The sequence below is a fragment of the Alterinioella sp. B-7 genome, from assembly GCF_056857775.1.
This window is the reverse complement of the sequence record NZ_JBSXNT010000024.1, coordinates 181,206-204,857: the sequence shown is the minus strand read 5'-3', so window position 1 is coordinate 204,857 and position 23,652 is coordinate 181,206. Positions and strand designations below refer to the sequence as shown.

Here is a 23,652-nt window from a genome sequence, read left to right as displayed (position 1 = left end):
AATTGCGACCTGTCCCCCGGATCGCATGATGAGCACAACCACGGACCTCAATCGCTGGAAAGCCGCGCGGCACACCGCCGCACAACTCGTGCTGATGGATCGGATCTACGCCCCGATTTTCGAGCGCGTGGAACGCGAGATCGCGGCGCTAGAGGCTGAGCAAGAGCTCGTGGAGCGCGCTCGTGCCATCGTTCACTCTCAAAGGGCTATAGGCTGAATCACATCGCGCAGGTGTGTCAGCGATGCTCCTGCGCCATACCGTTCCCGCTTCAACGCATGGCCGAATAGATCGCGCCGAATACGTTCATCAACGCCAGCCGCCAACAACCGATCCTCGAACGAGTGTCGCAACCCATAAAGCGAATGCTGATCTGTCTCCAGCAGCCCGTTACCGTGCAAGTGTTTATTCACCGTTCCGGACAATGTAGCCGATGATCCTCGATAACGCGGAAACCCCTCTGGGAAGGCCCTCAGAGCCTCAAGGCTGACCCCGAGCAAAGGTATGACCCGCTTCGCGTTCACCGTCTTCAACTGACGTCCGACGGCCTCTATCGAAATATGCGGCACATCCAAATCCAACCGGATGCACTCCGGTGTCAGTGCCGCCAACTCCGAGGGCCGCGCTCCGGTGTTTACCATTGCCAGCACCACTGCGCGGGCCTCACCGTTCAACCCGTCCAACGCGCCAGGTGCAAGGAGTTTGTCGGTGATCCACCCGACCGAGAACGGCGGTCGGGGCCGCGCCTCACCCTCTTTGAAGCTGAGACCTGATACCGGCAGATCAAGACCCAAGCGCTTCATTCTGTTCACGGTCTTGAGCACGTCGCCCAGATGGATCAGATCCTTGTTCGCAGCGTTTGCGGACAGGCCGCCCTCAATGCGTTCATACAGCCACTGCCGGAAATCCAGCATGTCGTCGGGCGTGATCTGGTGGAGCGGCTTGTCTCCGACGACATCGATGAAATCTCTGACCGCCTTGATCCTTGGATTTCTCCAGCGGCGCAGCTGGTCGTCCGACTTGCCAAGCGTCTTGTCGGCGGCAAGTGACCAATATTGTTCGAGCGCCTTCGACACCGTGACACCGGCCACCTGCGCGCCACCCAGCAGGGCCGCCGCTTCCATCCGGTCCGGCACACCATCACGCAGCGGCACAGCCTCCACCCGGCGCAGGAACTCTTCGCCGGGTAGATCGGCAACTTTCCGGGCATCCAGATACCGAAAACCCCGAACCGCAGCCAATTCCTTGACGGCCTTCAATCGTTGATCGGCATCGGCGGTGTCACCAGCAAGGCGTGCCTCCCATGCTTCGACCAACTGTGCCCACGCCCCATCCGCTTTCGCCCGTGCAACTGACGGCGAGTCCGTGTGCAGCGAGAGCCATACGAACTTGCGCGACTCAATTGACACAAACCGCTTCGGCACCCTCCTGTAGAGCTGATATGACGCCCCGCGCAGCTTGATCATGCCCATACCTTCACGAATCTGATAAGTCGCAAGTATAGCAACTCGTAGAGCAATATGTATAGCAAACGTCCGGATACGCCGACCCACCACAGGTGACGTTCTGGAACAAATTAAGCACTTTCAGGAGCTTACGGCGCTTAGTGGTAAGGGGAAAGTGGCGGACTGGGGAGGATTCGAACCCCCGACCCCTTGATTCGTAGTCAAGTACTCTATCCAACTGAGCTACCAGTCCGCATCAGAGTGGGGCGGATGTATCGCCACGGGCGGGGCATTGCAAGGGGCAATCGGCAGCTTTCTGACCTCAACTTGCAAGCGCCACGCGCGAGGACGGCAGGGTGATGCGGAAGGTCGAGCCCTCGGGCCCGGTCTCCTCCAGTTCCAGCGTCCCGCCATGGCCGCGCACCAGTTCCGCCGCGATGGCCAGGCCAAGACCGGTGCCGCCCTTGCGCGCGCCGCCCTGGAACGGCGTGAAGAGGTGATCGAGCGCCTTTTTCGGCAGGCCCGGACCGGTATCCGAGACCGTGATCCACCAACTCGTATCGCCCTCGCCCGCCTTGATCGTCACCTCGCCGTGTGCGCCTGTTCCCGCGATGGCCTGGCGGGCGTTGCGGATCAGGTTGCCCAACACGCGGTAGAGCTGTTCGGGATCGCAGCGCACCATCAGGCCCGGCGGCACATCGGCGGTCAGGGTCACATCCTCGACATCCGCCGACAGCCGTTCATGTTCGATCACATCGGCGACCAGCGTGGCGATGTCGATGCGCATGAGGGCCGGTGGGGCCTCCTCGGCGCGGCCAAAGGCAAGCGTGCCCTCGCAGAGGTTGACCGCGCGCGACAGCGAGGAGAGCAGTTTCGGCGCAGTGCGCTTGACCGCCGGGTCGGCCGAGCTTTCCAGCCGGTCGGCCAGCAGGGTCGCCACGGTCAGGATGTTGCGCAGATCGTGGCTGATCTTGGCCACGGCGGCCCCCAGTTGCGCCAAGTGTTCGCGCTGCTTCAGCGAGGCGGTCAATTGGGTCTGCAACTTGCGCAGCGTCACCTCGGCATCGCGCAATTCGCGCGCGCCCGCCGAAGGCTCGATGATGCGGCGGGTATCCTCGGGCTGTTCGGAATAGGCATGCATCGAGGCCACGACCCGCTTGATCGGCATCACGATCACCCGGCGCACGGCCAGGAAAAGCAGCGCGGCCGTAATGACCGAGATCACCAGCGACAGAAGCAGGATGTTCAGCCCGTATTCCAGCATCGCGTCGCGCAAGGGGCCGGTATGCAGGGTCACCTCGATCTGGATCCCGGCCTCGCGCACCGGGTTGCCCATGACGCGGATCACCTGGTCCTCGGGCTGCCACAGGCGGGCCATGGCATCGACCATCAACCGCCAGGCACCGGGATCGCGCAGGTCGAAAAAGCCCGAGACCGGGGGAATTTCCTCGCTGGTCAGGATCAACTGGCTGAACGCATCGCGGCGCATCACGACGTTGAGGACGCCCGCATTTTCCAGAAGCTCGCCCTCCAGCGCCTCATCGAGCATCATGGTCTCGTCGGCCAGCACGGCCAGCGAGGCGATCTGCGCCCGTTCCAGACGCGCCAGCAGGTAATCCTCGCGGAAGCGCGCGATGGAGGGGACGAAGATCAGAACTTCGGCCAGCATCACGAAAATGACCGTCAGGATCAGGAACCGGCCTGAAAGTGAGTTCACCTCTGTCCCTCCCTTCCTTCGCGCGGTGTCAGAACCGCTGCACCAGCCGCACGATACGCTTGATCCACGGATTTTCGAACAGCTTGGGCGTAAAATAGGCCCCCGCGGCGCGCTTGTTGACCTCTCCCAATGTGGGATATGGCGCCACCATGGCGGAAATTGCACTCATTTTCAAACGGTTGGCGATGGCCAGCGCCCAGGTCTGGATCAATTCACCCGCCTGCGCGCCGACGATGGAAGCCCCGACAGGCCGCCCCTTCACCACCATGACCTTGATCAGTCCCACTGTCTGTCCGGTGGCGACGGCGCGGTCATTGCCGGAGAACTCGGCCCGCACCACGGTCAACCTGTCACCATGGGCCTTGCGCGCTTGCGCTTCGGTCAGGCCAACCTGCGCCATTTCGGGGTCGGTAAAGGTCGCCCAGGGCAGGTGATCCCTGCGCGCCTTCGATGGCAGACCAAGCAGCATGGAGCGGATGACGACGCCCGCGTGATAGCTTGCGACATGGGTGAATTGCAGCCCGCCCGCGGCATCGCCCACGGCATAGACGCGCCGGTTGGTGGGCGAGCGCAGGCTGGCATCCACCCTGACCGCGCCGTTCTCTTCCTCCAGCCCCGCCTTGTGCAGGTCGAGCCGGTCGATATTGACCTTGCGCCCGACCGCGACCAGCAGGTGAGAACCGTGGAAGCGCGCGCCGCCCCTGGTCTCGACCGTGATGTCGCCCGCGCCGCCGCTGACCTGGCTGGCCAGCGCGCCTTCGACGATCTCGATGCCTTCGCCGCGCAGGCGCTCCAGCGCGATTGCCGCCAGGTCCGGGTCATCCTTGCCAAGCGCCTTTTCGCCCTCCAGCACCGTGACCTTGCTGCCGAGGCGGCGATGCGCCTGCGCCATTTCCATGCCGATCGGGCCGCCGCCGATGACGATCAGGTGCTCAGGCCGCTCGCGCAGGTCGAAGACGGTCTCGTTGGTCAGGTAGGGCACATCCTTGAGCCCCGGAATCGGCGGCACGAAGGGGCGCGACCCGGTGGCGATGACAAAGCGGCGCGCGGTGATCACGTCCGCGCCGACCTGCATCCTGTCATGGTCGATGAAGCGCCCGTAATCGCGGATGACACGCACACCAAGGCCCTCGAACCGTTCCTCGCTGTCATGCGGGGCGATATTGGCGATGACCTGCTCCACGTGATCCTTGGCGGCGGCGAAATCGGTCGTGACCGCCCCGCCGCTGATGCCGAACGCCCCCTGCCCCATCGCATGCGCCTTGTGCCCCGCCGCCAGCAGCGCCTTGGACGGCACGCAGCCATAGTTCAGGCAATCGCCACCCATCTTGTGCCCTTCCAGCAGGACCACGTCGGCCCCCATCTGCACGGCCCCGGACGCGACGGACAGGCCACCGCTTCCGGCCCCGATCACGCAGATGTCGCATCTGATCTCGGCCATCGCTCAGACCCCTTCCTTGCCGCGCACGGCCCTGATGACGATCGGCAGCAGCGCCAGCGCGCAGAGCCCAAGGATCGGCCCCAGGATCATCGGCTCGAAGATGATCCCCAGATCGGGCGTGTCGCCACGGGCGAAAACCTCCCCCAGTCCCGCGCCGACCCAGGTGTAGACCACCGTGCCCGGCATGATTCCGAAGAACGTGGTGAAGACATACGGCCCCAGCGCGACACCGACGAGCGCGGGCAGCAGGTTGGCAACGAAAAAGGGCACGGCGGGGACCAGACGGATCAGGAACAGCATCGGCAGCTCGTTCGCCTCGATCCCCTCCTTGATGCGCTTGATCCGGCCCGAGGAGGCATCCATCCGCGCCGCCAGCGCCTCGCCCAGGCCCCACTTGGCGGCCAGGAAGATGACGATCGCGCCGAGCGTCGCCGAGACCACGACATAGAACGCACCGGGGAAGAGACCGAAGAGGAAGCCCCCCGCCAGTGTCGCCGGTGTCGCGCCGGGCAGGGAAAACGCCACGATAGCGACATATGCCACGATGTAACCCGCAACCATTGCCAGGTAATTCGCGTCCCGAAAGGCCAGGAGCGCTTCACGATTGTCGCGCAGCGCCTCGAAGCTCAGGTAATCGCGAAAGAAGAACCAGCCGGATGCCGCCACGAGTGCAATCACGATCAGCGGCAGATATCGGGTCATCGGACTTCCTGACGGGGCTGTGGTATCGGACATGGTTGCACCTTTCGCAATCGCTTGACCAGAAGATGCGCGTTCCGGCGGCCCCGCAACAGGCCCTTCACGCCCGCTTGATGGGGCGTGACCGTTTCGGGCCGGATATGTCGGTTTCCGGCCCGATCTGAAGGATTTCGCCGCGCGGATGTTTCAAACCCCGTTTTTCGGCCCGCGCCATTGTTGACACCGCGCGGCACTGGTTCTATTGGCGGGGCTTCAAACGGATTCTCTGGCCGTCGATGCGCAATCCCTCGCGCGTTCCGGCCCGTGACGATACGGAGCTTGAGAGATGAAACGCACTTACCAGCCGTCCAACCTGGTCCGCAAACGCCGCCACGGGTTCCGCGCCCGCATGGCAACCAAGGCCGGCCGCAAGATCCTGAACGCCCGCCGCGCCCGCGGCCGGAAGTCGCTCAGCGCGTAATCGCGTGCCGATTTGGGGGCCGATGCGCCCCCTGGAGGAGCCCCTTCGGCCATCATGGCCACAGGGGCTTTTCGTATTTCGGCTTTTCGTGTTTTGAAGGATCGCGCGTGACGCAGCGGATCGAGACCCTGGCCAAACGCCCCGATTTCCTGCGCGCCGCCCGTGCAGGCCGCGCCCATGCGCCGGGCTTTCTGGTGCAGGGCCGCAAACGGCGCGAGGGGGAGCCCGCCGACCCCGACCTGATCCGCGTCGGCTATACCTGTTCCAAGAAGGTCGGCAATGCCGTCGCCCGCAACCGCGCCAAGCGCCGCCTGCGCGAGATTGCCCGCGCCGTGATCACGACCGAGGGGCGTCCTGGGTGGGACTACGTGTTGATCGGCAGGCCCGAGCTTACCGCGACCCTGCCCATGGACCAGATGCGCGCCGACCTGTCCCGCGCCCTGCAAAAGCTGCACGGATGAGCCCGCTGGCCCATATCGCCGCCCTGCCGGTGCGTGCCTACCGGCTGATCTTTTCGCCTTGGGTCGGGTTCAACTGCCGCTATCAGCCCACCTGTTCCGCCTATGCGCTGGAGGCGCTTGAGAAGCATGGCGCGGTGAAAGGCGGCTGGCTGGCGCTGCGCCGCATCGGGCGCTGCCATCCGCTTGGCTCTTCCGGGTACGATCCGGTGCCGGACCCTGACAGCGATATGTCCGACGGGTGACACTGACCCTCAGGTCGTCCTGTCCGACATCATCCACGAGGCCGGGTTGTGGCGCGTGTTGCGCGCAGAGGCCGACGAGGCGGCGCGACCTTCGCGCAGGGCCCGGTTCGAGGACGGCCTGACGCCGTATCTGCGCCGCGACATCGGCCTGCCGCCATCGCAGTCGCCGCCACCGAAATGGCAGTTTCATTTCTGAAAACACAGGGGGCCGGGGCATTGCGCTGGCCCTCTCACACTCGCAGCGCCTGATCCCCGTTCGACGCCGGCAGACGCGTCGGCATAGTCGCCGCCGATTGCCCCGCCAGGGTGCGGGCGGCATCCTGGTAGACCCCGGCATTGTCGAAATACCAGGTGTGGGAATAGCGCACGCTGCGCTGTGCCTGCGGCACCGTGCGGTCATATTGCTCGCCGCAATAGAGGTCGTTGAACCGGCCCGGCAGCGGCCCCGACATGCCGTTGCGCCCGATCTTGGGGGCCTGGCCGCCATGGTTGATCTCGGACAGGGCCAGCACATCGTCAAAACCGCTGTAATAGTTGGTCAGCCGCTTGCAGCGATGATCCATGACCAGCCCGCCCCAGGCCCCCGCCTCCATCCAGCCCACGGTGACATCGGCGGCCAGGAACAACACCTGCTCCACGCCCCAGGGATGGGTGCCGGGCGCGCCGGAATCGCCCACCTGGCTGAAACCGCGCAACGTCAGGTAGGCGCCCATCGAATGGGCCAGGATGTGGATGCGGATACCGGGCCGCGCGTTGAGGATCGGCCCGATCCCGTCCAGCACCAGGTAGGGCGCGGTTCTCTTGGCGTCCGTGCGGTCGCGGCCATAGCCGGACAGCACACCGTCGCTGGCCCAGTCCAGCCCGATCACAGCGCCGCCGAAGCCATGCGCCATGAGGCCACCCTGGATCTTGCGCTGGCGGATCAGCATTTCCGCCTGCGAGGTGTTGAAGCCATGCACGAAGATGACGACGTCGTTGGTGGTGGCCGAGGACAACACGCCTTGCAACCACTGGTCGCGGCTGATCAGATGCGCGGCCCCGGCCTCGGCAATGGGCTCAGGCACGCGGGCATAGCGCGTCAGCGCCGCGAAGTCCTTGGTGAACTTGCCCTTGCTCTGGTTGAACGTGCGGCGCGAGAAGAAATAATCCATGTCGCGGCCCTCCCTGTCCCGCAGTATGCCCCAGGCCGCGCGGATATCAAAACCGTTGCGCGGGGCACCCGGCGGCACTATGCGGGGACCGCGACACCCGGAGGTCCCAGATGCTTGACGACAGCGACGATATCCACCCGCTCTTTCACGGCGCGCCGAAGACGGCGGAGTTCAAGAAACTGCGCAAGCGGATCATCCGCGAGACCCGCGAGGCGATCCAGCGCTACGGAATGATCGAACGCGGCTCACGTCGCGCCGAGGGCACGCAGCCGGACAAGTGGCTGGTCTGCCTCTCGGGCGGCAAGGACAGTTACACCCTGCTGGCCGCCCTGACCGAGCTCAAATGGCGCGGGCTGCTGCCGGTCCAGATCCTCGCCTGCAACCTCGACCAGGGCCAGCCGGGCTTTCCCGCGACCGTGCTGCCGGAGTTTCTGGAGAAGATGGGTGTGGAGCACCGGATCGAGTATCAGGACACCTACTCCATCGTCATGGACAAGGTGCCCCAGGGCCGGACCTATTGCGCGCTCTGCTCGCGGCTGCGCCGTGGCAACCTCTACCGAATCGCGCGTGAGGAAGGGTGTTCGGCGGTTGTTCTGGGCCATCACCGCGACGATATTCTCGAGACATTTTTCCTGAATTTGTTTCATGGCGGCAAGCTGGCCACGATGCCGCCCAAGCTGCTCAACGATGAGGGCGACCTCTTTGTCTACCGCCCCCTCGCCCATGTCGCCGAGGCCGATTGCGAGGCGTTTTCCCGCGCCATGAACTATCCCATCATCCCCTGTGATCTCTGCGGATCGCAGGACGGGCTGCAACGCCAGCAGATCAAGGCGATGCTGAACGAGTGGGAGGCGCGCAGCCCCGGACGGCGCGGCAAGATGTTCTCGTCCCTGATGAATGCGCGGCCTTCGCATCTGCTGGACCCGAGCCTTTTCGACTTCGCCGGACTGGCACGGTCGGAACAATTCGACTGAAATCAGAGACAGTAATCGGCGGTCATTAACAGCCTGTTTGGCAGTTTGGCTTAGCCCTTTTCGGCAACGTTCCCATTCCGTTCACCTGGGGACGGTGTGAGACAAAGGGTGTGCCGATGCGTGTTTCTGCGACCTCCTCGATGGACCGGCTTGCCCGCGGCATTCGCGGCGCGCTGGCCCGCGTCGAATTCCTGGCGATCTTTCCGCTGCTGGCGCTTGGCGCGGTCTGGATCGGCAAGGCCGAGATCATCTTTGCCACTTCGGTCCTGTTGCCCGCGCTCCTGGCGCTTCAGGCGCTGCGCCCGCCCGCGCGCATCGACCCCGACACAGGCCCGCGCGACGGCAAGACCGGCCTGCCCATGCGCGAGGCGTTCCTGACCGCGCTGGATCGGTCCATGAACAGCCCCGAGGCGCAGGGCCGCGCCACCGCCTGCCTGATTGCCGAGATCGACGATTTCCCCGATCTGGTGGCGCGTTGGGGCGCGTCGGCGGGCGATCAGATCCTGCGCCGCAGCGCCGAACGTCTTCAGACCTCGCTGCGCCGGGGCGATGCCGTCGCCTGCATCGGCGAGGGCCGCTTTGCCATCGCGCTGGAACCCATCGCCAATGCCAAGCTCGACCTCGTCGTGTCGGTGGTCGAACGCCTGCAACGCGCACTTTCCGAACCTGTCGCCATCGCCGGATCGGCGGCCCACCCGACCCTCTCGGTCGGCTTTGCCACGCCCGCGCAGGCCGAATACGGCAATGCCGAATGCGTGCTGGATGCCGCCCTGACCGCGTTGACCGAGGCGCGCAGGAATGGCCCCGCCGGGGTGCGCGGCTATTCCGAACGCGTGAAAACCCGCTCGCGCCGCCGCCATGGCCTGTCCGAGGAGGTTGAAACCGCGCTCGATTCCGGGGGCCATCCGGCCCTGGTTTCAGCCCCAGATCAGCACCGATACCGGGGCGGTGTCGGGCTTCGAGGCGCTCGCGCGCTGGCATCACCCTGAAGAAGGCGTGCTGATCCCCGCCGATTTCCTGCCCGCCATCGACGATGCCGGCTGCATGGGCCGGTTGGGCGAGGTGATCTTGTCGCACGCGCTGGCCGCGCTGAAGGTCTGGGACGAGGCCGGGTTCGCGATCCCCTCGGTCTCGGTCAATTTCTCGGCTGAGGAACTGCATGACCCGACCCTGGCCGACCGCGTCAAATGGGAGGTCGACCGTCACGAGATGCGCCCCTCGCGCCTGACCGTCGAGATCCTGGAGACCGTCGCCGCGCAATCGCAGGACGACGTGGTGGTGCAGAATATCGAACGGCTCAGCGCGCATGGCTTCAACATCGACCTCGACGATTTCGGCACCGGCAGTGCCGCCATCGCCAATATCGCCCGCTTCCGCGTCAACCGCATCAAGATCGACCGCAGCTTCGTGACGCGGATGGACCGCGAATCCAGCCAGCAGGCCGTGGTCGCCGGTATCCTGGCGCTGGCCGAACGGCTTGGCGTCGCCACCGTGGCCGAAGGCGTCGAGACCGAGGGCGAACAAAGCGTGCTGGCGCAACTGGGCTGCGACCATATCCAGGGCTACGGGCTGTCGCGCCCCATGCCGCTGGAAGACACCATCGGCTGGATGCGCAGCTACAACGAAAAGATCCCCCAAACGCCCCGGATCGGACGCCGCGCGGGCTGATCCGGCCCCATCCGGGGTGAAACCGATGCCAAACCGCGCGCAACGGTGCCACAGGCGGGGAAAACCGCTTGACCTTTGCGGCCTCAATCTGTTGAACCTCCGTGGATTCAAACAAGGCTGGACAGGGCGGTTATGGACAATCAGAACAAGAATTTCATTCTTGCAATGGCCTTGAGCCTGGGTGTGATCCTGATCTGGTCGATCCTGTTCCCGCCCGCCGACCTCCCGACCGATCCCGACAGCCCCGAGGCCGTCGTCACCACCGAGGGCGAGGCCCCCGATCTTGCTCTGACCCCGCCCACTGTCGGCGGGACCGAAACCGAGGCCGGCGCGCCGGTCGAGGCGACCGCGGAAGCCCCGCGCATCGCCATCGACACGCAGGCGCTTTCGGGCTCCATCTCTCTCACCGGTGGCCGCCTCGACGACCTCGAACTGCGCAACTATTTCGAAACGCTGGAAGAGGACTCGCCCAATGTCCGCCTGCTCTCGCCGGTCGGGCAATCCGGGGCCTATTACGCGCTCTACGGCTGGACCCCCGGCGGCGCGCTTGGCTATGAGGATGTCCCCGGTGCGAACACCGAATGGGAGGTCGAGGAGGGCGAGACGCTGACCGTCGAGACCCCGGTGACGCTTCGGTGGGACAATGGCACCGGCCTGATCTTCCGCCGCACGATCTCGGTCGATGAAGATTACATGTTCACGATCACCCAATCGGTCGAGAACACTAACGAGGACGCGGCCCGCCTTGCCCCCTACGGCATCGTCGCGCGCCACGGGCTGCCCGATGACCTGCAGAACTTCTTCATCCTGCACGAAGGCGTCGTGCAAAGCTCGGACGGCACCCTGAACGAGCTTGATTACGACGACATGACCGACCTCGATTTCCTCGAACGCGAAGGCGCGCGGGCCGAAGTGACGGACGTAGCCGAGGAAGGCTGGATCGGTTTCACCGACAAGTACTGGATGACCACGCTGATCCCCGAGGCGGGCCAGCCCTTCACCGCCGTTTCCCGCTATGTCGCCAGCGCCGAGATCTACCAGACCGAGGCCCGCCTGCCCGCCGTCACCGTCGAACCGGGGCAAACGGTCGAGCGCTCGACGCGCCTTTTCGCGGGCGCCAAGGAATGGGAAACCATCCGCAACTACCAGAACGAGGACGGCATCGACGGCTTCCTCGATTCCATCGACTGGGGCTGGTTCTACTTCCTGACCAAGCCGATCTTCTGGCTGCTTCACAACCTCAACGCGCTTATCGGCAATATGGGCGTCGCCATCATCGCGCTGACGCTGCTGATCAAGGCCGCGCTCTTCCCGCTGGCCTATAAATCCTACGTCTCGATGGCCAAGATGAAGGAGCTTCAGCCCAAGATGGAGGAGCTGAAGGAACGTGCGGGCGATGACCGGCAGAAGCTGCAACAGGGCATGATGGAGCTCTACAAGAAGGAAAAGGTGAACCCGGCCTCGGGCTGTCTGCCGATCCTTCTGCAAATCCCGATATTCTTCTCGCTCTACAAGGTGATTTTCGTCACGCTGGAGCTGCGCCACGCGCCGTTCTTCGGCTGGCTGAATGACCTCTCGGCGCCCGACAGCTCGTCGATCTTCAACCTCTACGGGTTGCTGCCCTACGCGGCACCCGAACCCGGCACCATCATGGCGCTGATCTTCATCGGCGTGCTGCCCCTGCTTCTGGGCGTCTCGATGTGGCTGCAGCAAAAACTGAACCCGGCGCCCACCGATCCGACGCAGGCGATGATCTTCGCCTACCTGCCCTGGGTCTTCATGTTCATGCTCGGCAGCTTTGCCAGCGGCCTGCTGGTCTACTGGATCACCAACAACACGGTGACTTTCATCCAGCAATACACGATCATGCGCAGCCAGGGCTTCAAGCCCGACGTGTTCGGCAATATCCGCCGCAGTTTCCAGCGCAAGAAACCGGACGACACATGACGCCCCGCGTCACCGGCCTCTGGCGGCACCCGATCAAGAGCCATGGGCGCGAGGCGCTGACTTCGGTCCGGCTTGAGGCCGGGGCCACCATGCCCTGGGACCGGACCTGGGCCGTGGCGCATGACGCAAGCGACGTGGATGGCAGCGCATGGGCGCATTGCCGCAACTTCACGATCGGGTCGAAGGCCCCCGGCCTGATGGCCATCGATGCGCGGCTGGATGAGGCCACGGGCACAGTCACCCTGACCCATCCCGACCTGCCCGACCTGATAATCGACCCCGATAAGGACGGCGACGCGCTGATTGCCTGGTCAGGGCCGCTGCAACCGGAAAACCGCGCCCAATCGGCCCGTGTCATCCGGGTGCCGGGGCGCGGCATGACGGATACGGATTTCCCCTCGGTCAGCATCGGCAACATGGCCTCGCACCGCGCGGTGGAACACAAGCTGGGGCAGCGCCTGTCGGAGAAACGCTGGCGCGCGAATATCTGGCTCGATGGATTGCCGCCCTGGGACGAGGGCGACTGGATCGGCAGGACCGTGCGCATCGGCAGCGCCGAGATCGCCGTGCGCGAACCGGTCGTGCGCTGCCTTGCCACCACGGCCAACCCCGAAACCGGCCAGCGCGATGCCGACACGCTGAGCGTGCTGAACGAGGCGCGCGAGTTCTGCGTTTATGGCGAGGTGGTTACAAGCGGCGAGATCGCGCTTGGCAATGGAATCGAGGTGCTCTGAGATGGAGTTGAAATTCCCCCTGGCCGAGGCACCGGACGCGCAGGCCGCCGAGAAGGGCCGCATCCTCTTCGCCGGTGAGACCGAGTTCCTGAAAGGCGTCGTCGCCATGGACGGGATGCCGCCCGCCGATCGCGTCGAGGTCTGTTTCGCGGGCCGCTCCAACGTGGGCAAATCCACCCTGATCAACGCGCTGACGGGCCGCAAGGCGCTGGCGCGGGCGTCCAATACGCCGGGCCGCACGCAGGAAATCAACTTCTTCACCCTGGGCGATGAACGCTACCTGGTCGACCTGCCCGGCTATGGCTATGCCAACGCGCCGGTCAACGTGGTCGAGAAATGGCAGCGCCTGCTCAAGGCTTACCTTTCAGGCCGCGCCAACCTGCGCCGTGCCTTCGTGCTGATCGACGCGCGCCACGGCGTGAAGCCGGTGGATAGCGAGATCATGGAGTTGCTCGACCGCTCCGCCGTGCCGTTCCAGGCGGTGCTGACCAAATCCGACAAGGTCAAGGAAAAGGACCGAGAGAAGGTGTTGGCGCAGGTGCGCGGGGCACTGGCAAGGCACCCTGCGGCCTTCCCCGAACTGGTGCTGACCTCGTCCGAAAAGGGCGACGGCATCGCCACCCTGCGCGCGATCATCGCCGGGATCGACTGATCCGCTTGAGCGGGGCGCAGCGCGGGGCTAACAAGGTCGGACCAGAGAGGTTCCTCCGATGAAAAAGCAGACCGCCATGTCCCGTGACTACGCCGCCACCGCCCGCACCCTGTCCGAGGCGCTGCCCTACCTGCAACGCTTCAACGACGCCATCGTGGTGATCAAGTTCGGCGGTCACGCCATGGGCGATGACGAGGCCATGGCGACTTTCGCCCGCGATATCGTGTTGATGCGGCAGGTCGGCGTGAATCCTGTCATCGTGCATGGCGGCGGGCCGATGATCAACGAGATGCTGAAGAAACTCGGCGTCATCTCGGAATTCGTCGATGGCAAGCGCGTCACCGATGCGGCCACGGTCGAGGTTGTGGAAATGGTGCTGTCGGGCAGCGTCAACAAGCGCATCGTGCAGGCCATCAATGCGCAGGGGGGACGGGCCGTCGGCCTCTCGGGCAAGGATGCGAACCTCATCACCTGCGACCCGGAAGATCCGAAATTCGGCTTTGTGGGCGTGCCGAATGACGTGAACCCCGAGGTGCTGCACAACCTGTTCAAGGACAAGATCATCCCCGTCGTCGCCCCCTTGGGCGCGGGCCGGGGAGGCGAGACATTCAACATCAACGGCGACACGGCGGCGGGCGCCATCGCGGCGGCGCTCAAGGCCGACCGGCTGCTGTTGCTGACCGATGTGGCGGGCGTCAAGGATGCCAGCGGCGAGGTCGTGACCGAGTTGAGCGCCGAGGATGTCGTGCGCATGACCGCCGATGGCATCATCGCGGGCGGCATGATCCCCAAGACGCAGACCGCGCTGGCCGCCGTGCGCGCGGGCGTGCGGGCCTGCACCATCGTCGATGGCCGGGTCTCGAACGCCGTGCTGCTGGAGCTCTATACCGATCACGGGGCGGGCAGCATGATCCGCGCCTGAGGCGGGTGCGATGACCTATGACGACATCCACAGGAGGGCCGCAGGTGAGGGCCTGACGATCTTCGGAGGCTTCCTTCCCGAACCGGCGGATGCCTGCCCCGATGGCACGGCCACGATGCTGCTCTTCGCGCCGGAGGAGCCCGGTTTCTGGCCCCGCGTCGCCGCCACGCCCGAGTTTCAGGACGAGGCCCCCGACCCGCTCGACCGTTGGTCCACGCGGGTGATCGGCGCGCTGGCCGAGACCACCGGCGGCCGGGCGCTTTTCCCCTTCGGCGGGCCGCCCTACCTGCCCTTTATCGCCTGGGCCACGCGCACCGGGCGGGCCTGGCCCTCGCCTGTCGGGATGCTGGTGCATGACCGCGCCGGGCTCATGATCTCGATCCGGGGGGCCATCGCCCTGCCCTATTCCATCGACCGGCCCGCAACCGGCCCGCGCCCCTGCGAGACCTGCGCCGCCCCCTGCCGCAGCGCCTGCCCGGTGGATGCGCTTGGGCCGGACGGCTATGATGTGGCGGCCTGCCATGCCTATCTGGACACCGACCCCGGCAGGGATTGCATGGAATTGGGCTGCAAGGCCCGCCGCGCCTGCCCCCTCAGCGCCGCATCGGGGCGCGTTCCCACCCAATCCGCCTATCACATGAGGCAGTTTCACAAATGACCCGCACCCTGATCCTGATCCGCCACGCCAAGTCCGATTGGGACGATCCGCGCCTCACCGATCACCAGCGCGCGCTGAACCCGCGCGGTCGCCGCGCCGCCCCGCGCATCGGGGCCTGGCTGGCCCGCGAGGGGCTGACGCCGGAGGAGGCGCTGGTCTCGGACGCCACCCGCACCCAGGAGACCTGGCACCTGATCGCGGATCGCCTGCCGGACGCCCCCGCCCCCAGGCTGATCCCGGCCCTCTACCATGCCAGCCCCGACACGATGCTGCGTCATCTGCGCGACGCCTCGGCCCCCGTCGTGGCGATGGTCGCCCATAACCCCGGCACCGCGGCCCTGGCCCGGATGCTGGCGAAGACCCCGCCCGCGCATCCCGACTTCGGGCGCTACCCGACGGCGGCGACAACGGTGTTGGGGTTTGACGCGGAGGATTGGCGGGACATCGCCCCCGGCACCGGCCAGGTTCGCGCCTTTGTCACCCCGCGCGACCTGCCAGACCCGGCATGAAAAAAGGGCCCTCCGATTGCGCGGAGGGCCCTGCTTGTCACCTGGAACCGACCTTCAGTGCCCCAGAATCTGGCTCAGGAACAGCTTGGTCCGGTCGCTCTGCGGGTTGTTGAAGAACTCTTCGGGTTCGTTCTGTTCGATGATCTGGCCCGCATCCATGAAGATCACGCGGTTGGCGACCTGGCGGGCAAAGCCCATCTCATGCGTCACGCAGAGCATGGTCATGCCTTCCTCGGCCAGCTGGATCATGGTGTCCAGCACCTCCTTGATCATCTCGGGATCGAGCGCCGAGGTGGGTTCATCAAAGAGCATGATCCGGGGCCGCATGCACAGGCTGCGCGCGATGGCCACGCGCTGCTGCTGACCGCCGGACAACTGGCCGGGATACTTGTTGGCCTGGTCGGGGATCTTGACCTTCTCCAGGAAATACATCGCCGTTTCCTCGGCCTCGCGCTTGGGCGTCTTGCGCACCCAGATCGGGGCCAGCGTGCAGTTTTCCAGAATCGTCAGATGCGGAAACAGGTTGAAGTGCTGGAAGCACATGCCGACCTCGGACCGGATCTTGTCGATATTCTTGAGGTCGTTGGACAGTTCCGTGCCATCGACGACGATCTTGCCCTGCTGGTGTTCCTCCAGCGCGTTGATGCAGCGGATCAGGGTCGACTTGCCAGAGCCAGAAGGCCCGCAGATCACGATCCGTTCGCCCTGGTTCACGGTCAGGTTGATGTCGCGCAGCACGTGGAAGGTGCCGAACCACTTGTTCATGTCCGTGATCTCGATGGCCACCTCATCCGAGACTTTCATCTGCGACCGGTTGACGGAGCGGGGTTTGGTTGCTGTGTCAGTCATGTCAAAGGTTCCTTAGCGATGTCCGGTGTTGAGCTTGCGCTCCAACCACTGCGAATAGCGGGACATGGAAAAACAGAAGATCCAGAAGCAGATCCCGATGAAGATGAACAGTTCCCAATAGATACCGTTCCACTCGGAAGTGGCGCGGATCAGGTTGGAAAAGCCGATCGGATCAGAGAGGCCCACGAAGACCACCAGCGTGGTGTCCTTGAACAGGCCGATAAAGGTGCTGACGATGCCCGGAATGGAAATCTTCAGCGCCTGCGGCAGCACGATCAACTGCATGGACTGCCAGTAATTCAGGCCCAGGCTGTCGGCGCCTTCATACTGCCCGCGCGGCAGGGCGGCGAGGCCCCCCCGGACCACCTCGGCGATATAGGCCGAGGCGAACAGCGTCACCATGATGATCACCCGCAGCATCAGGTCGAAATTGGTCCCCGGCGGCAGAAAGTAGTTCAGCAGCAGCGAGGCCGTGAACAGCCACACGATCAGCGGGACGCCCCGGATCACTTCGATGAAGATCACCGAGCACTTGTTGATGATGAAAAGGTCCGATTGCCGCCCGAGCGCCAGCAGGATGCCGATGGGCAGCGACAGGATGATGCCTGTGCCGCCGATGACAAGCGCCAGGAGGAAGCCGCCGATTTCATCCGATCCAACCGCCTCGATCCCGATCGGGGCCAACCCGTGCAGCCATCCGGCCACCGGGCCGACAAGGTAGAGCCAGTAGAGCAGCGGCACCACGATCGCAGCCAGGGTTGCCGCAAGCGAGCCCAGGATGTCCTGCGTATAGGTCAGGATCGCCCAGGCCAGGATGAACCCGACCGCAACCGCCGCCGGACCCCAGACCGACCCGCCCCAGAGCAGGAAATAGGCCACGAAGGGGAAGATCGCGGTGACGATCAGCAGCGGGCGCGGCGCGTTCTCGAACAGTACCGGGGCCACGGCCACACCGAACAGCGCCAGCGTCAGGATCGGACGCCAGTAGAGGTCCTGCGGGTAGAAGCCGAACAGCAGCTGATGCCAGCGATCCGTGATGACGGCCCAACAGGCGACCTCACGGCCGTGGCCATAAAGCTCGTCGCGGATGGCGCGGCATTCCGTCAGGGACTCCGCGTCCCAGATGCCGCCGATCATCCACGGACCGATCCCCGCAAGGATGTAGTAGATCACGTAGAGCGACACGACGGTCATGATCGCATTGGGGATGGAGGAAAACAGGTTCTCCCGCATCCACAGCACGGCCCCTTTCTGCGATGCCGGCGGGTCCCGTTCGGGCAGCATCTCCTTGCGGACATAGGCGGTGTGCAGGGCGCTTTCGGAATGTGTATCGCTCATCTCAGCGCTCCTTCAGTTTGACGGAGGCATTGTAGATGTTCATCACACCTGCAATCGCCAGCGACGTGATCAGGTAGAAGAGGCCAAGCAGCAGCATCCCCTCCAGCTCACGACCGGTCTGGTTGATGGTGATCCCGCCAAGCGTCGCGCGCACATCCATGTAGCCCACGGCGATGGCCAGTGACGAGTTCTTGGTCAGGTTCAGATATTGCGAGATCAAGGGCGGGATGATCACCCGCAGCGCCTGCGGCAGCACAACCAGGTTCATGATCCGGTTCGACCGCATTCCCAGGGCCCCCGCGGCCTCGGTCTGGCCGTGGCTGACGGCAAGGATACCGGCGCGCACGATCTCGGCGATGAAGGCGCCCGTGTAGAGGGACAGGGCGAACCACAGCGCGATCAGCGAGTTGCGAAGCTGCAAGCCGCCCTCGAAGTTGAAGCCGGCCAGTTGCGGACGCTCGAATTGCAGCGGGCGGCCGCGATCGACCGTGTCCTCCAGCGGCGCGAGGGCCACGCCCTCGACACCGGCGACCAGGGTTTCGCCGGCCTCCGGCGAGATCACCGCCAGGACGCACTCACCCGATTCGATGTTGGATTGCAGATCGGCGGAGGTTTCCACCGGCACGATCGAGGCACGTTGACCGATGGCGCGGAGGTCGGTCGAAAGGTTCACCGCGGCGGTGCGCGGCAGGGCGCATATCGCGGGGTTGCGGTTCTCGTCGGTGAACTCCTCCAGCGTCATGCCCTGCTCGGCGCCGACGGCCAGAACCGGAAACTGATCGCGCGCACCGGTCGCCGAATAAGCCAGGTAGACCAGAAGCGTCGGGACGATGAACAGACCCAGCGAGACCCACAGGACCGGCAGGATCTCCCCGGTTGCCTCTTGCCGTTTATGGGCAAAGCGGCGGAACAGGAAGATCGCGACCAGCGATGCCACGAATGTCAGGACCAGCAGCATCGCCCCATCGCCCCAGACCGGAGACGGAATGAAGATGCCGCGATTGGTGATGGCGACGCTTTCGCCCAGGATCATCGAGGCATCGGGGTCATCGCCCCGGAAATCCCTCGGCTGTGGCGTGGCTTCGGTCATCACCGCGAAGATGGCGATGATCCACAAAAGCAGCGGCACGTTGCGGAAACCCTCGACATAGACCGTCATCAGGCGGCCCACGATCCAGTTCTTCGACAGGCGCAGCACGCCCGCGATGACACCCAGGATCGTCGCCATGAGGCAGCCCAGGAAGGCCACCAGCAGCGTGTTGAGGATACCCACCAGGGCCGCGCGGGCGTGGGTGCTGTCATTTGTGTATTCGACCAGGCGCTGGTTGATGTCATACCCCGCGCGCTGCGACAGGAATCCGAAGTCGAAATCCTTGCCCAGTTCCGAGAGGTTCTGGACGGTGTTGCGGGCCAGCCAGTAGATGCCGCCCATGATCAGGATCAGCGCGATCACCTGGATGGTCATCGAACGGTATCGGCTGTCATAGATAAGCTGGCTAAGTCGGAACGACTGCGCTGGCGGGTCTGAAATTGCTGACATAGCAGGGAACCCCGGTTCTGTTGGAATGCCGAGCGATCCGAGCCATGCTCATTGTTACGGCGGCTCTGGTCGGTCGGTCGATTGTCGTTGTGACGTGGATGGAAAAAGGGCGCGGTGTGACCGCGCCCTTTTCCTTGGATTTAGCGGAACGGCGGTGCGTAGAGCAGGCCACCATCGGTCCACTGTGCGTTCAGGCCACGCGAGAGGCCGATCGCGGAGTTCTCACCGATGTTGCGCTCGAAGCTTTCACCGTAGTTGCCGACAGCGGCAATCGCGCGCTGTGCCCAGTCATTGTCGAGGCCCAGCATCTCGCCCAGCGCACCTTCGGTGCCCAGCAGGCGGTTGATTTCCGGGTTCTCGGTGCCACCGGCCAGTTCGGCGACGTTGGCCGAGGTCACGCCCAGCTCTTCGGCGGCGATCAGTGCGTTCAGCGTCCAGCGGGCGATGTCGCCCCACTCGTTGTCGCCATGGCGCACCAGCGGCCCAAGCGGCTCTTTCGAGATGATCTCGGGCAGAACGACATGCGCGGCCGGATCCTCGAAGGTGGCGCGGGTCGCGGCAAGGCCGGAGGCGTCGGTGGTGTAGACGTCGCAGGCGCCAGCCAGATACTGCTGCTGCGCTTCGGCGTTGGTTTCGACCGGAACCGGCTCATAGCTCATGTTGTTGGAGCTGAAGAAGTCGGCCAGGTTCAGTTCGGTGGTGGTGCCGGTCTGGATGCAGACGGTCGCGCCGTCCAGTTCCAGCGCCGAGGCAACGCCCAGGTCGCGCGGAACCATGAAGCCCTGGCCGTCATAGTAGTTGATGCCGACAAACTCGAAACGCAGGTCGACGTCGCGGCTGAAGGTCCAGGTGGTGTTCCGGGCCAAGAGGTCGATCTCGCCCGAGGCCAGCGCGGTAAAGCGGGTCTGGCCTGTGGTGGGCACGAAGTTCACTGCGCTCGGGTCGTCAAGCACGGCGGCGGCAACGGCACGGCAGACATCGACGTCGAAGCCCTGCCACTCGCCATTCGCATCGGGGGCGGCAAAGCCCACGAGGCCGGTGGTGACGCCGCAGTTCAGAGCGCCGCGCGCCTGCACTTCGCCCAGCGTGCCGCCGCTATGCGCGTCGGCAGCGGCGAAGCCGGCTGCGAGACCAGTCACGGCAAGAGTGCCGAGAAATACGGATTTTTTCATGTTATCCTCTTCCTGATGGACCGCCGCATGAGGGTGAACCCACGGGCGGTTTTATTGGCCTTGCGACCATTGCTATAGCGTAAGAGGTGCCAGAAGGCGCCCCCAACGGGTCTTAATTGGGCAAATCTGGCCCGTCAGGTCAAGGGTTCGTTCTGACGATTTGCCGGACACCCCGCCTTACGCAGGGTAAACCGGGCCGTTCGGGGCGCTTTTCTGCGCTGCGGCACTCAGGCCCCGCCCGAAAGGTCCAGGAACCGGGCCGCGTGCAGGAAGGCCGCACGCTTCAGCGCCGCCTCTTCGGCGGCCTGGCGATCCTCGCCCCATTGCGCAACCTGCCAATCCTCGTCGATCCGGCTGAGCGCCCAGGCCGCCTCGGCCTCGCCCGCGCCATCGGCGACCCAAAGCGCCAGGATCAGCGAGCCCGACAGCGTGACAAGGTCATGCAGGGCGGTCATCGAAAAGGGCCGGAACGCGGCGACCGCACGGTGGTATACGCTCAGGCTGGAGGCGGGCTGTTCGGCGGGCAGCACCCCCGTCACCGTGATCAGCGGCGCGCCATAACGATCCGCGGCCCAGGTCAGGATCGGGGTCCAGCCCTTGTTTTGCTGATCAATCAGGCCCTGCGGCTGCGGTGCGCGATAGCACAGAAGATCGGTCTCGGCATAGCCCGCCAGCATGGCCGCGACGGCCTCTTGCTGCGGCATCAGCTGGTCCAGCGCCGAATTGGCCGAGCGCGTGACCGGCATCGTCATCGGGTCGATCACCCCCTCCTGCGCGTCCCATTCGGCAGCGGCGGCCTCGGCCATCGACCGCGTGGGCATCACCAGCAGCGTCTTCAGCGGCGTGCGCACGGGCCGCCCATCGAGGCGCAGCTCGAAACCGGTATCGCCTTCGACAACGCTTGTCTCGGTCCAGAACCGTTTCGCTTTCCAATCGCTCATTGCAGCCTCCATTGGCGCTCCAGGGCTGGGATCACGCCCGTGAATTCGTCGACGACCTCCGACGCGCCGCCCTGAAACAATCTGTTCCTATCGTGATAGCCCCAGGTGACGCCCAGCGCGTGAACGCCCGCGTTGCGGCCCATTTCCATGTCAAACGCCGTATCCCCGAGAATCGTTGCGTCAAGCGCATCGACCCCGGTCTCGACAAGGCAGGCGCGCAGCATCTCGGGGCTTGGCTTGGAGGGGTGGTCATCGGCGGTCTGGATGCTCTGGAACATCCCCTCAAGCCCGTGCTGCGCGATGAGATGCGTCATGCCGCGCCGCGATTTGCCGGTCGCGACCGCCAGCAGGACATCGTCACGGCCCGCCAACGCGTCCAGCGCATCGCGGGCACCGGGATAGAGCGGCGACAAGTCCTCGGCCCCCTCTGCCCGCAGATCGCCATAGCCCTGCCGGTAGCCCGCGATCAGCCGCGCCTGCAGACCGGCATCCGCCTCGGGCGCGATGCGCGCCATCAGGACCGGCAGCGACAGGCCGACGCATCCCAGGACCGCCGCGCGGGCCGGCGTGGCCAGTCCTTCCCCCTCGAAGGCGCGGGTGGCGGCGGCCATGATATGCGCCTGGCTGTCGACCAGCGTGCCGTCGACATCGAAGATGACCAGCCTGGGGCGGCTGCTCAAAACTCCGGCTCCTCGAACGGGTCGGCGGGCACGTCGCGTTCGTGCCAGCCCAGCGTGTCCCAGGTCCGTTTCATATGCTCGGGCAAGGGCGCCGTCAGGTTCAGCGTCGCGCCGGTGAACGGGTGCTCCAGCGTCAGGCTGCGCGAATGAAGGTGCAGTTTGCGGCTGATCTCTCCGCCCAGTTGGGCGCCCCAGCCGTCGCCGAGATTCTCCTGCCCCGAGCCGCCGTATTTGCCGTCGCCGATGATCGGATGGCCAAGCTCGGCCATATGTGCGCGCAGCTGGTGGGTGCGGCCCGTGACCGGCACCATCGCGACCCAGGAGACGCGCCCGCCAAGCCCTGACAGCACCGCATAATCCGTGGTTGCCCGCTTGGCGCCCTCGGTCGCATCGACCTCGGCCGGGTGGATGCAGTGCATCTTCTCGCCCTCGCCGCCCTTGCCGTGGCCGGGGGCCTTGACCAGCCCGTATTTGATCGTGCCCATGCGCGGCTGCGGCACGCCCGCGACCGCGCCCCAATAGATCTTGCGCGTATTGCGGTGCCGGAAGGACGCCGTCAGTTTCGAGGCCGCCGCCCGTGTGCGCGCCATCAGCAGCACGCCCGACGTGTCCTTGTCCAGCCGATGCACCAGGCGCGGTTTCTCATCCAGCCCGAAACACAGCGCATCGGCCAGCCCGTCGATATGGCGCGTCTGCCCGGTGCCGCCCTGCGTCGGCAGCCCCGGGGGCTTGTTCAGGGCAATGACATGATCGTCGCGATAGATCACGAGGTTCCGCATCATCGCCGCATCGGCATCGGTGATCCGGACCTTTGCATTGGCGGGCGGCTCGATCACGTCATCGGGCAAGGGCGGCACGCGCACCGTTTGCCCCGGCTGCAGCCGTGTATTGGCCTTGACCCGACCGCCATCGACGCGGATCTCGCCCTTGCGGCAGAGCTTCTCCACCGCGCCATGCGAGATATGCGGGAACTGGCGGCGGAACCAGCGATCAAGCCGCTGGTCCGCGTCGCCCTTCGCAACCTCGATGGTCTGAACCCGGCTCATGCGAACACCCCTCTGGCCAGCATCACGCCCAGCCCCAATCCCATTATGGACAATACCACCGACAGCACGACATAGAGCGCAGCACTGCCGATATCGCCGCGCTCATATAGCGTCATCGCCTCCAGCGAGAAGGCGGAAAAGGTGGTGAACCCGCCCAGGAGCCCCGTCATCACGAAAGGCGACAGATAGGTCAGCCCGCGCTGCGCGGCTGCGACCACGAAAACGCCCATCAGGAACGAGCCCAGGACATTGACCGCAAGGATGGCGACAGGGAAACCCCAGTGCCCCGTCAGCCGGATGATGCCCAGCCCCGCCGAATAGCGCAGGCAGGCCCCGATCGCGCCGCCGATGGCGACCTGGAGAAGCGTTGCAAACATGGGGCGCGGTGTGTGCCTTGGCGGGGCGCTT

General features: G+C 65.1%; 26 protein-coding genes and 1 tRNA gene. 13 read left to right on the top strand and 14 right to left on the bottom strand.

Going from position 1 to position 23,652, the window contains the following annotated elements:
- The first annotated feature begins 25 nt into the window (after positions 1 to 25).
- Positions 26 to 217 (top strand): hypothetical protein, encoded by a 192-nt coding sequence (locus AC13C7_RS05840; protein ID WP_482866866.1) that lies wholly within the window; start codon positions 26 to 28, stop codon positions 215 to 217.
- Here the strand turns inward: AC13C7_RS05840 and AC13C7_RS05835 are convergent.
- From AC13C7_RS05835 to AC13C7_RS05815, 5 genes are all read right to left on the bottom strand, one after another.
- The gene (locus tag AC13C7_RS05835; protein ID WP_482866865.1) at positions 199 to 1,464 is read right to left on the bottom strand and encodes a DUF6538 domain-containing protein; all 1,266 of its coding nucleotides are present in this window, start codon (positions 1,462 to 1,464) and stop codon (positions 199 to 201) included. The genes AC13C7_RS05840 and AC13C7_RS05835 overlap by 19 nt on opposite strands.
- A 155-nt stretch (positions 1,465 to 1,619) precedes the next feature.
- Positions 1,620 to 1,696 (bottom strand) — tRNA-Arg (locus AC13C7_RS05830).
- Positions 1,697 to 1,765: 69 nt separating this feature from the next.
- Positions 1,766 to 3,112 (bottom strand): sensor histidine kinase, encoded by a 1,347-nt coding sequence (locus tag AC13C7_RS05825; RefSeq protein WP_446119408.1) that lies wholly within the window; start codon positions 3,110 to 3,112, stop codon positions 1,766 to 1,768.
- A gap of 76 nt (positions 3,113 to 3,188) precedes the next feature.
- Positions 3,189 to 4,601 (bottom strand): dihydrolipoyl dehydrogenase family protein, encoded by a 1,413-nt coding sequence (locus AC13C7_RS05820; RefSeq protein WP_482866864.1) that lies wholly within the window; start codon positions 4,599 to 4,601, stop codon positions 3,189 to 3,191.
- A 3-nt stretch (positions 4,602 to 4,604) separates the two neighbouring features.
- On the bottom strand, positions 4,605 to 5,303 hold the full coding sequence (locus AC13C7_RS05815; RefSeq protein ID WP_474887940.1) for a TVP38/TMEM64 family protein: 699 nt from the start codon (positions 5,301 to 5,303) through the stop codon (positions 4,605 to 4,607).
- A gap of 322 nt (positions 5,304 to 5,625) precedes the next feature.
- On the opposite strand from AC13C7_RS05815, the gene rpmH reads away from it, so the two are divergent.
- The 3 genes from rpmH to yidD all read left to right on the top strand — a co-directional run bounded on the left by rpmH (position 5,626) and on the right by yidD (position 6,463).
- Entirely contained in the window at positions 5,626 to 5,760 is a 135-nt protein-coding gene (rpmH, locus tag AC13C7_RS05810) for a 50S ribosomal protein L34 (RefSeq protein ID WP_005980833.1), read from the top strand.
- A 107-nt stretch (positions 5,761 to 5,867) separates the two neighbouring features.
- Positions 5,868 to 6,221 (top strand): ribonuclease P protein component, encoded by a 354-nt coding sequence (gene rnpA, locus AC13C7_RS05805; protein ID WP_446119402.1) that lies wholly within the window; start codon positions 5,868 to 5,870, stop codon positions 6,219 to 6,221.
- Positions 6,218 to 6,463: a membrane protein insertion efficiency factor YidD gene (gene yidD / locus AC13C7_RS05800; RefSeq protein ID WP_446119404.1), complete on the top strand. Its 246-nt coding sequence runs from the start codon at positions 6,218 to 6,220 to the stop codon at positions 6,461 to 6,463. Before rnpA ends, yidD begins: the two co-directional genes overlap by 4 nt.
- 230 nt (positions 6,464 to 6,693) lie before the next feature.
- On the opposite strand, the gene AC13C7_RS05795 is transcribed toward yidD, so the two are convergent.
- Entirely contained in the window at positions 6,694 to 7,614 is a 921-nt protein-coding gene (locus AC13C7_RS05795; RefSeq protein ID WP_482866863.1) for an alpha/beta hydrolase, read from the bottom strand.
- 110 nt (positions 7,615 to 7,724) lie between these two features.
- On the opposite strand from AC13C7_RS05795, the gene ttcA reads away from it, so the two are divergent.
- The 9 genes from ttcA to AC13C7_RS05750 all read left to right on the top strand — a co-directional run bounded on the left by ttcA (position 7,725) and on the right by AC13C7_RS05750 (position 15,678).
- The gene (gene ttcA / locus AC13C7_RS05790) at positions 7,725 to 8,588 is read left to right on the top strand and encodes a tRNA 2-thiocytidine(32) synthetase TtcA (protein WP_172319730.1); all 864 of its coding nucleotides are present in this window, start codon (positions 7,725 to 7,727) and stop codon (positions 8,586 to 8,588) included.
- 116 nt (positions 8,589 to 8,704) lie between these two features.
- A complete protein-coding gene (locus tag AC13C7_RS05785; RefSeq protein WP_482866862.1) occupies positions 8,705 to 9,577 on the top strand; it encodes a GGDEF domain-containing protein in 873 nt (290 codons plus the stop codon).
- Entirely contained in the window at positions 9,537 to 10,256 is a 720-nt protein-coding gene (locus AC13C7_RS05780) for an EAL domain-containing protein (RefSeq protein WP_482866861.1), read from the top strand. Before AC13C7_RS05785 ends, AC13C7_RS05780 begins: the two co-directional genes overlap by 41 nt.
- A gap of 132 nt (positions 10,257 to 10,388) precedes the next feature.
- The gene (gene yidC / locus AC13C7_RS05775; RefSeq protein ID WP_172319729.1) at positions 10,389 to 12,203 is read left to right on the top strand and encodes a membrane protein insertase YidC; all 1,815 of its coding nucleotides are present in this window, start codon (positions 10,389 to 10,391) and stop codon (positions 12,201 to 12,203) included.
- On the top strand, positions 12,200 to 12,937 hold the full coding sequence (locus AC13C7_RS05770) for an MOSC domain-containing protein (RefSeq protein WP_482866860.1): 738 nt from the start codon (positions 12,200 to 12,202) through the stop codon (positions 12,935 to 12,937). The genes yidC and AC13C7_RS05770 overlap by 4 nt, the downstream gene beginning before the upstream one ends.
- Position 12,938: 1 nt before the next feature.
- Positions 12,939 to 13,589, top strand: coding sequence for a ribosome biogenesis GTP-binding protein YihA/YsxC (gene yihA, locus AC13C7_RS05765; RefSeq protein WP_446170563.1), 651 nt, complete (start codon positions 12,939 to 12,941; stop codon positions 13,587 to 13,589).
- Between the two features lie 58 nt (positions 13,590 to 13,647).
- Positions 13,648 to 14,511, top strand: coding sequence for an acetylglutamate kinase (gene argB / locus AC13C7_RS05760; protein ID WP_172319726.1), 864 nt, complete (start codon positions 13,648 to 13,650; stop codon positions 14,509 to 14,511).
- 10 nt (positions 14,512 to 14,521) lie between these two features.
- A complete protein-coding gene (locus tag AC13C7_RS05755) occupies positions 14,522 to 15,169 on the top strand; it encodes a ferredoxin (protein ID WP_172319725.1) in 648 nt (215 codons plus the stop codon).
- Entirely contained in the window at positions 15,166 to 15,678 is a 513-nt protein-coding gene (locus tag AC13C7_RS05750) for a SixA phosphatase family protein (protein ID WP_172319724.1), read from the top strand. Before AC13C7_RS05755 ends, AC13C7_RS05750 begins: the two co-directional genes overlap by 4 nt.
- A gap of 54 nt (positions 15,679 to 15,732) precedes the next feature.
- Here AC13C7_RS05750 and AC13C7_RS05745 read toward each other — a convergent pair whose 3' ends face one another.
- The 8 genes from AC13C7_RS05745 to crcB form a co-directional block, all read right to left on the bottom strand.
- A complete protein-coding gene (locus AC13C7_RS05745; protein ID WP_328700498.1) occupies positions 15,733 to 16,527 on the bottom strand; it encodes an amino acid ABC transporter ATP-binding protein in 795 nt (264 codons plus the stop codon).
- 12 nt (positions 16,528 to 16,539) lie between these two features.
- Positions 16,540 to 17,865 carry an amino acid ABC transporter permease gene (locus AC13C7_RS05740; RefSeq protein WP_172319723.1) on the bottom strand — a complete coding sequence of 442 codons (1,326 nt, stop codon included), beginning with the start codon at positions 17,863 to 17,865 and terminating at the stop codon, positions 16,540 to 16,542.
- Between the two features lies 1 nt (position 17,866).
- Complete coding sequence (locus AC13C7_RS05735; RefSeq protein WP_446120623.1) at positions 17,867 to 19,405, bottom strand: amino acid ABC transporter permease; 1,539 nt, start codon at positions 19,403 to 19,405, stop codon at positions 17,867 to 17,869.
- Between the two features lie 140 nt (positions 19,406 to 19,545).
- On the bottom strand, positions 19,546 to 20,577 hold the full coding sequence (locus tag AC13C7_RS05730; RefSeq protein WP_172319721.1) for an amino acid ABC transporter substrate-binding protein: 1,032 nt from the start codon (positions 20,575 to 20,577) through the stop codon (positions 19,546 to 19,548).
- 227 nt (positions 20,578 to 20,804) lie between these two features.
- Positions 20,805 to 21,518, bottom strand: a complete 714-nt coding sequence (locus AC13C7_RS05725; RefSeq protein ID WP_482866859.1) for an ATP12 family chaperone protein — start codon at positions 21,516 to 21,518, stop codon at positions 20,805 to 20,807.
- Positions 21,515 to 22,198: an HAD-IA family hydrolase gene (locus tag AC13C7_RS05720; protein ID WP_482866858.1), complete on the bottom strand. Its 684-nt coding sequence runs from the start codon at positions 22,196 to 22,198 to the stop codon at positions 21,515 to 21,517. The genes AC13C7_RS05725 and AC13C7_RS05720 overlap by 4 nt, the downstream gene beginning before the upstream one ends.
- Entirely contained in the window at positions 22,195 to 23,244 is a 1,050-nt protein-coding gene (locus tag AC13C7_RS05715; RefSeq protein ID WP_172319718.1) for an RluA family pseudouridine synthase, read from the bottom strand. The genes AC13C7_RS05720 and AC13C7_RS05715 overlap by 4 nt, the downstream gene beginning before the upstream one ends.
- Positions 23,241 to 23,621, bottom strand: a complete 381-nt coding sequence (gene crcB / locus AC13C7_RS05710; RefSeq protein ID WP_172319717.1) for a fluoride efflux transporter CrcB — start codon at positions 23,619 to 23,621, stop codon at positions 23,241 to 23,243. The genes AC13C7_RS05715 and crcB overlap by 4 nt, the downstream gene beginning before the upstream one ends.
- Positions 23,622 to 23,652: the final 31 nt, after the last annotated feature.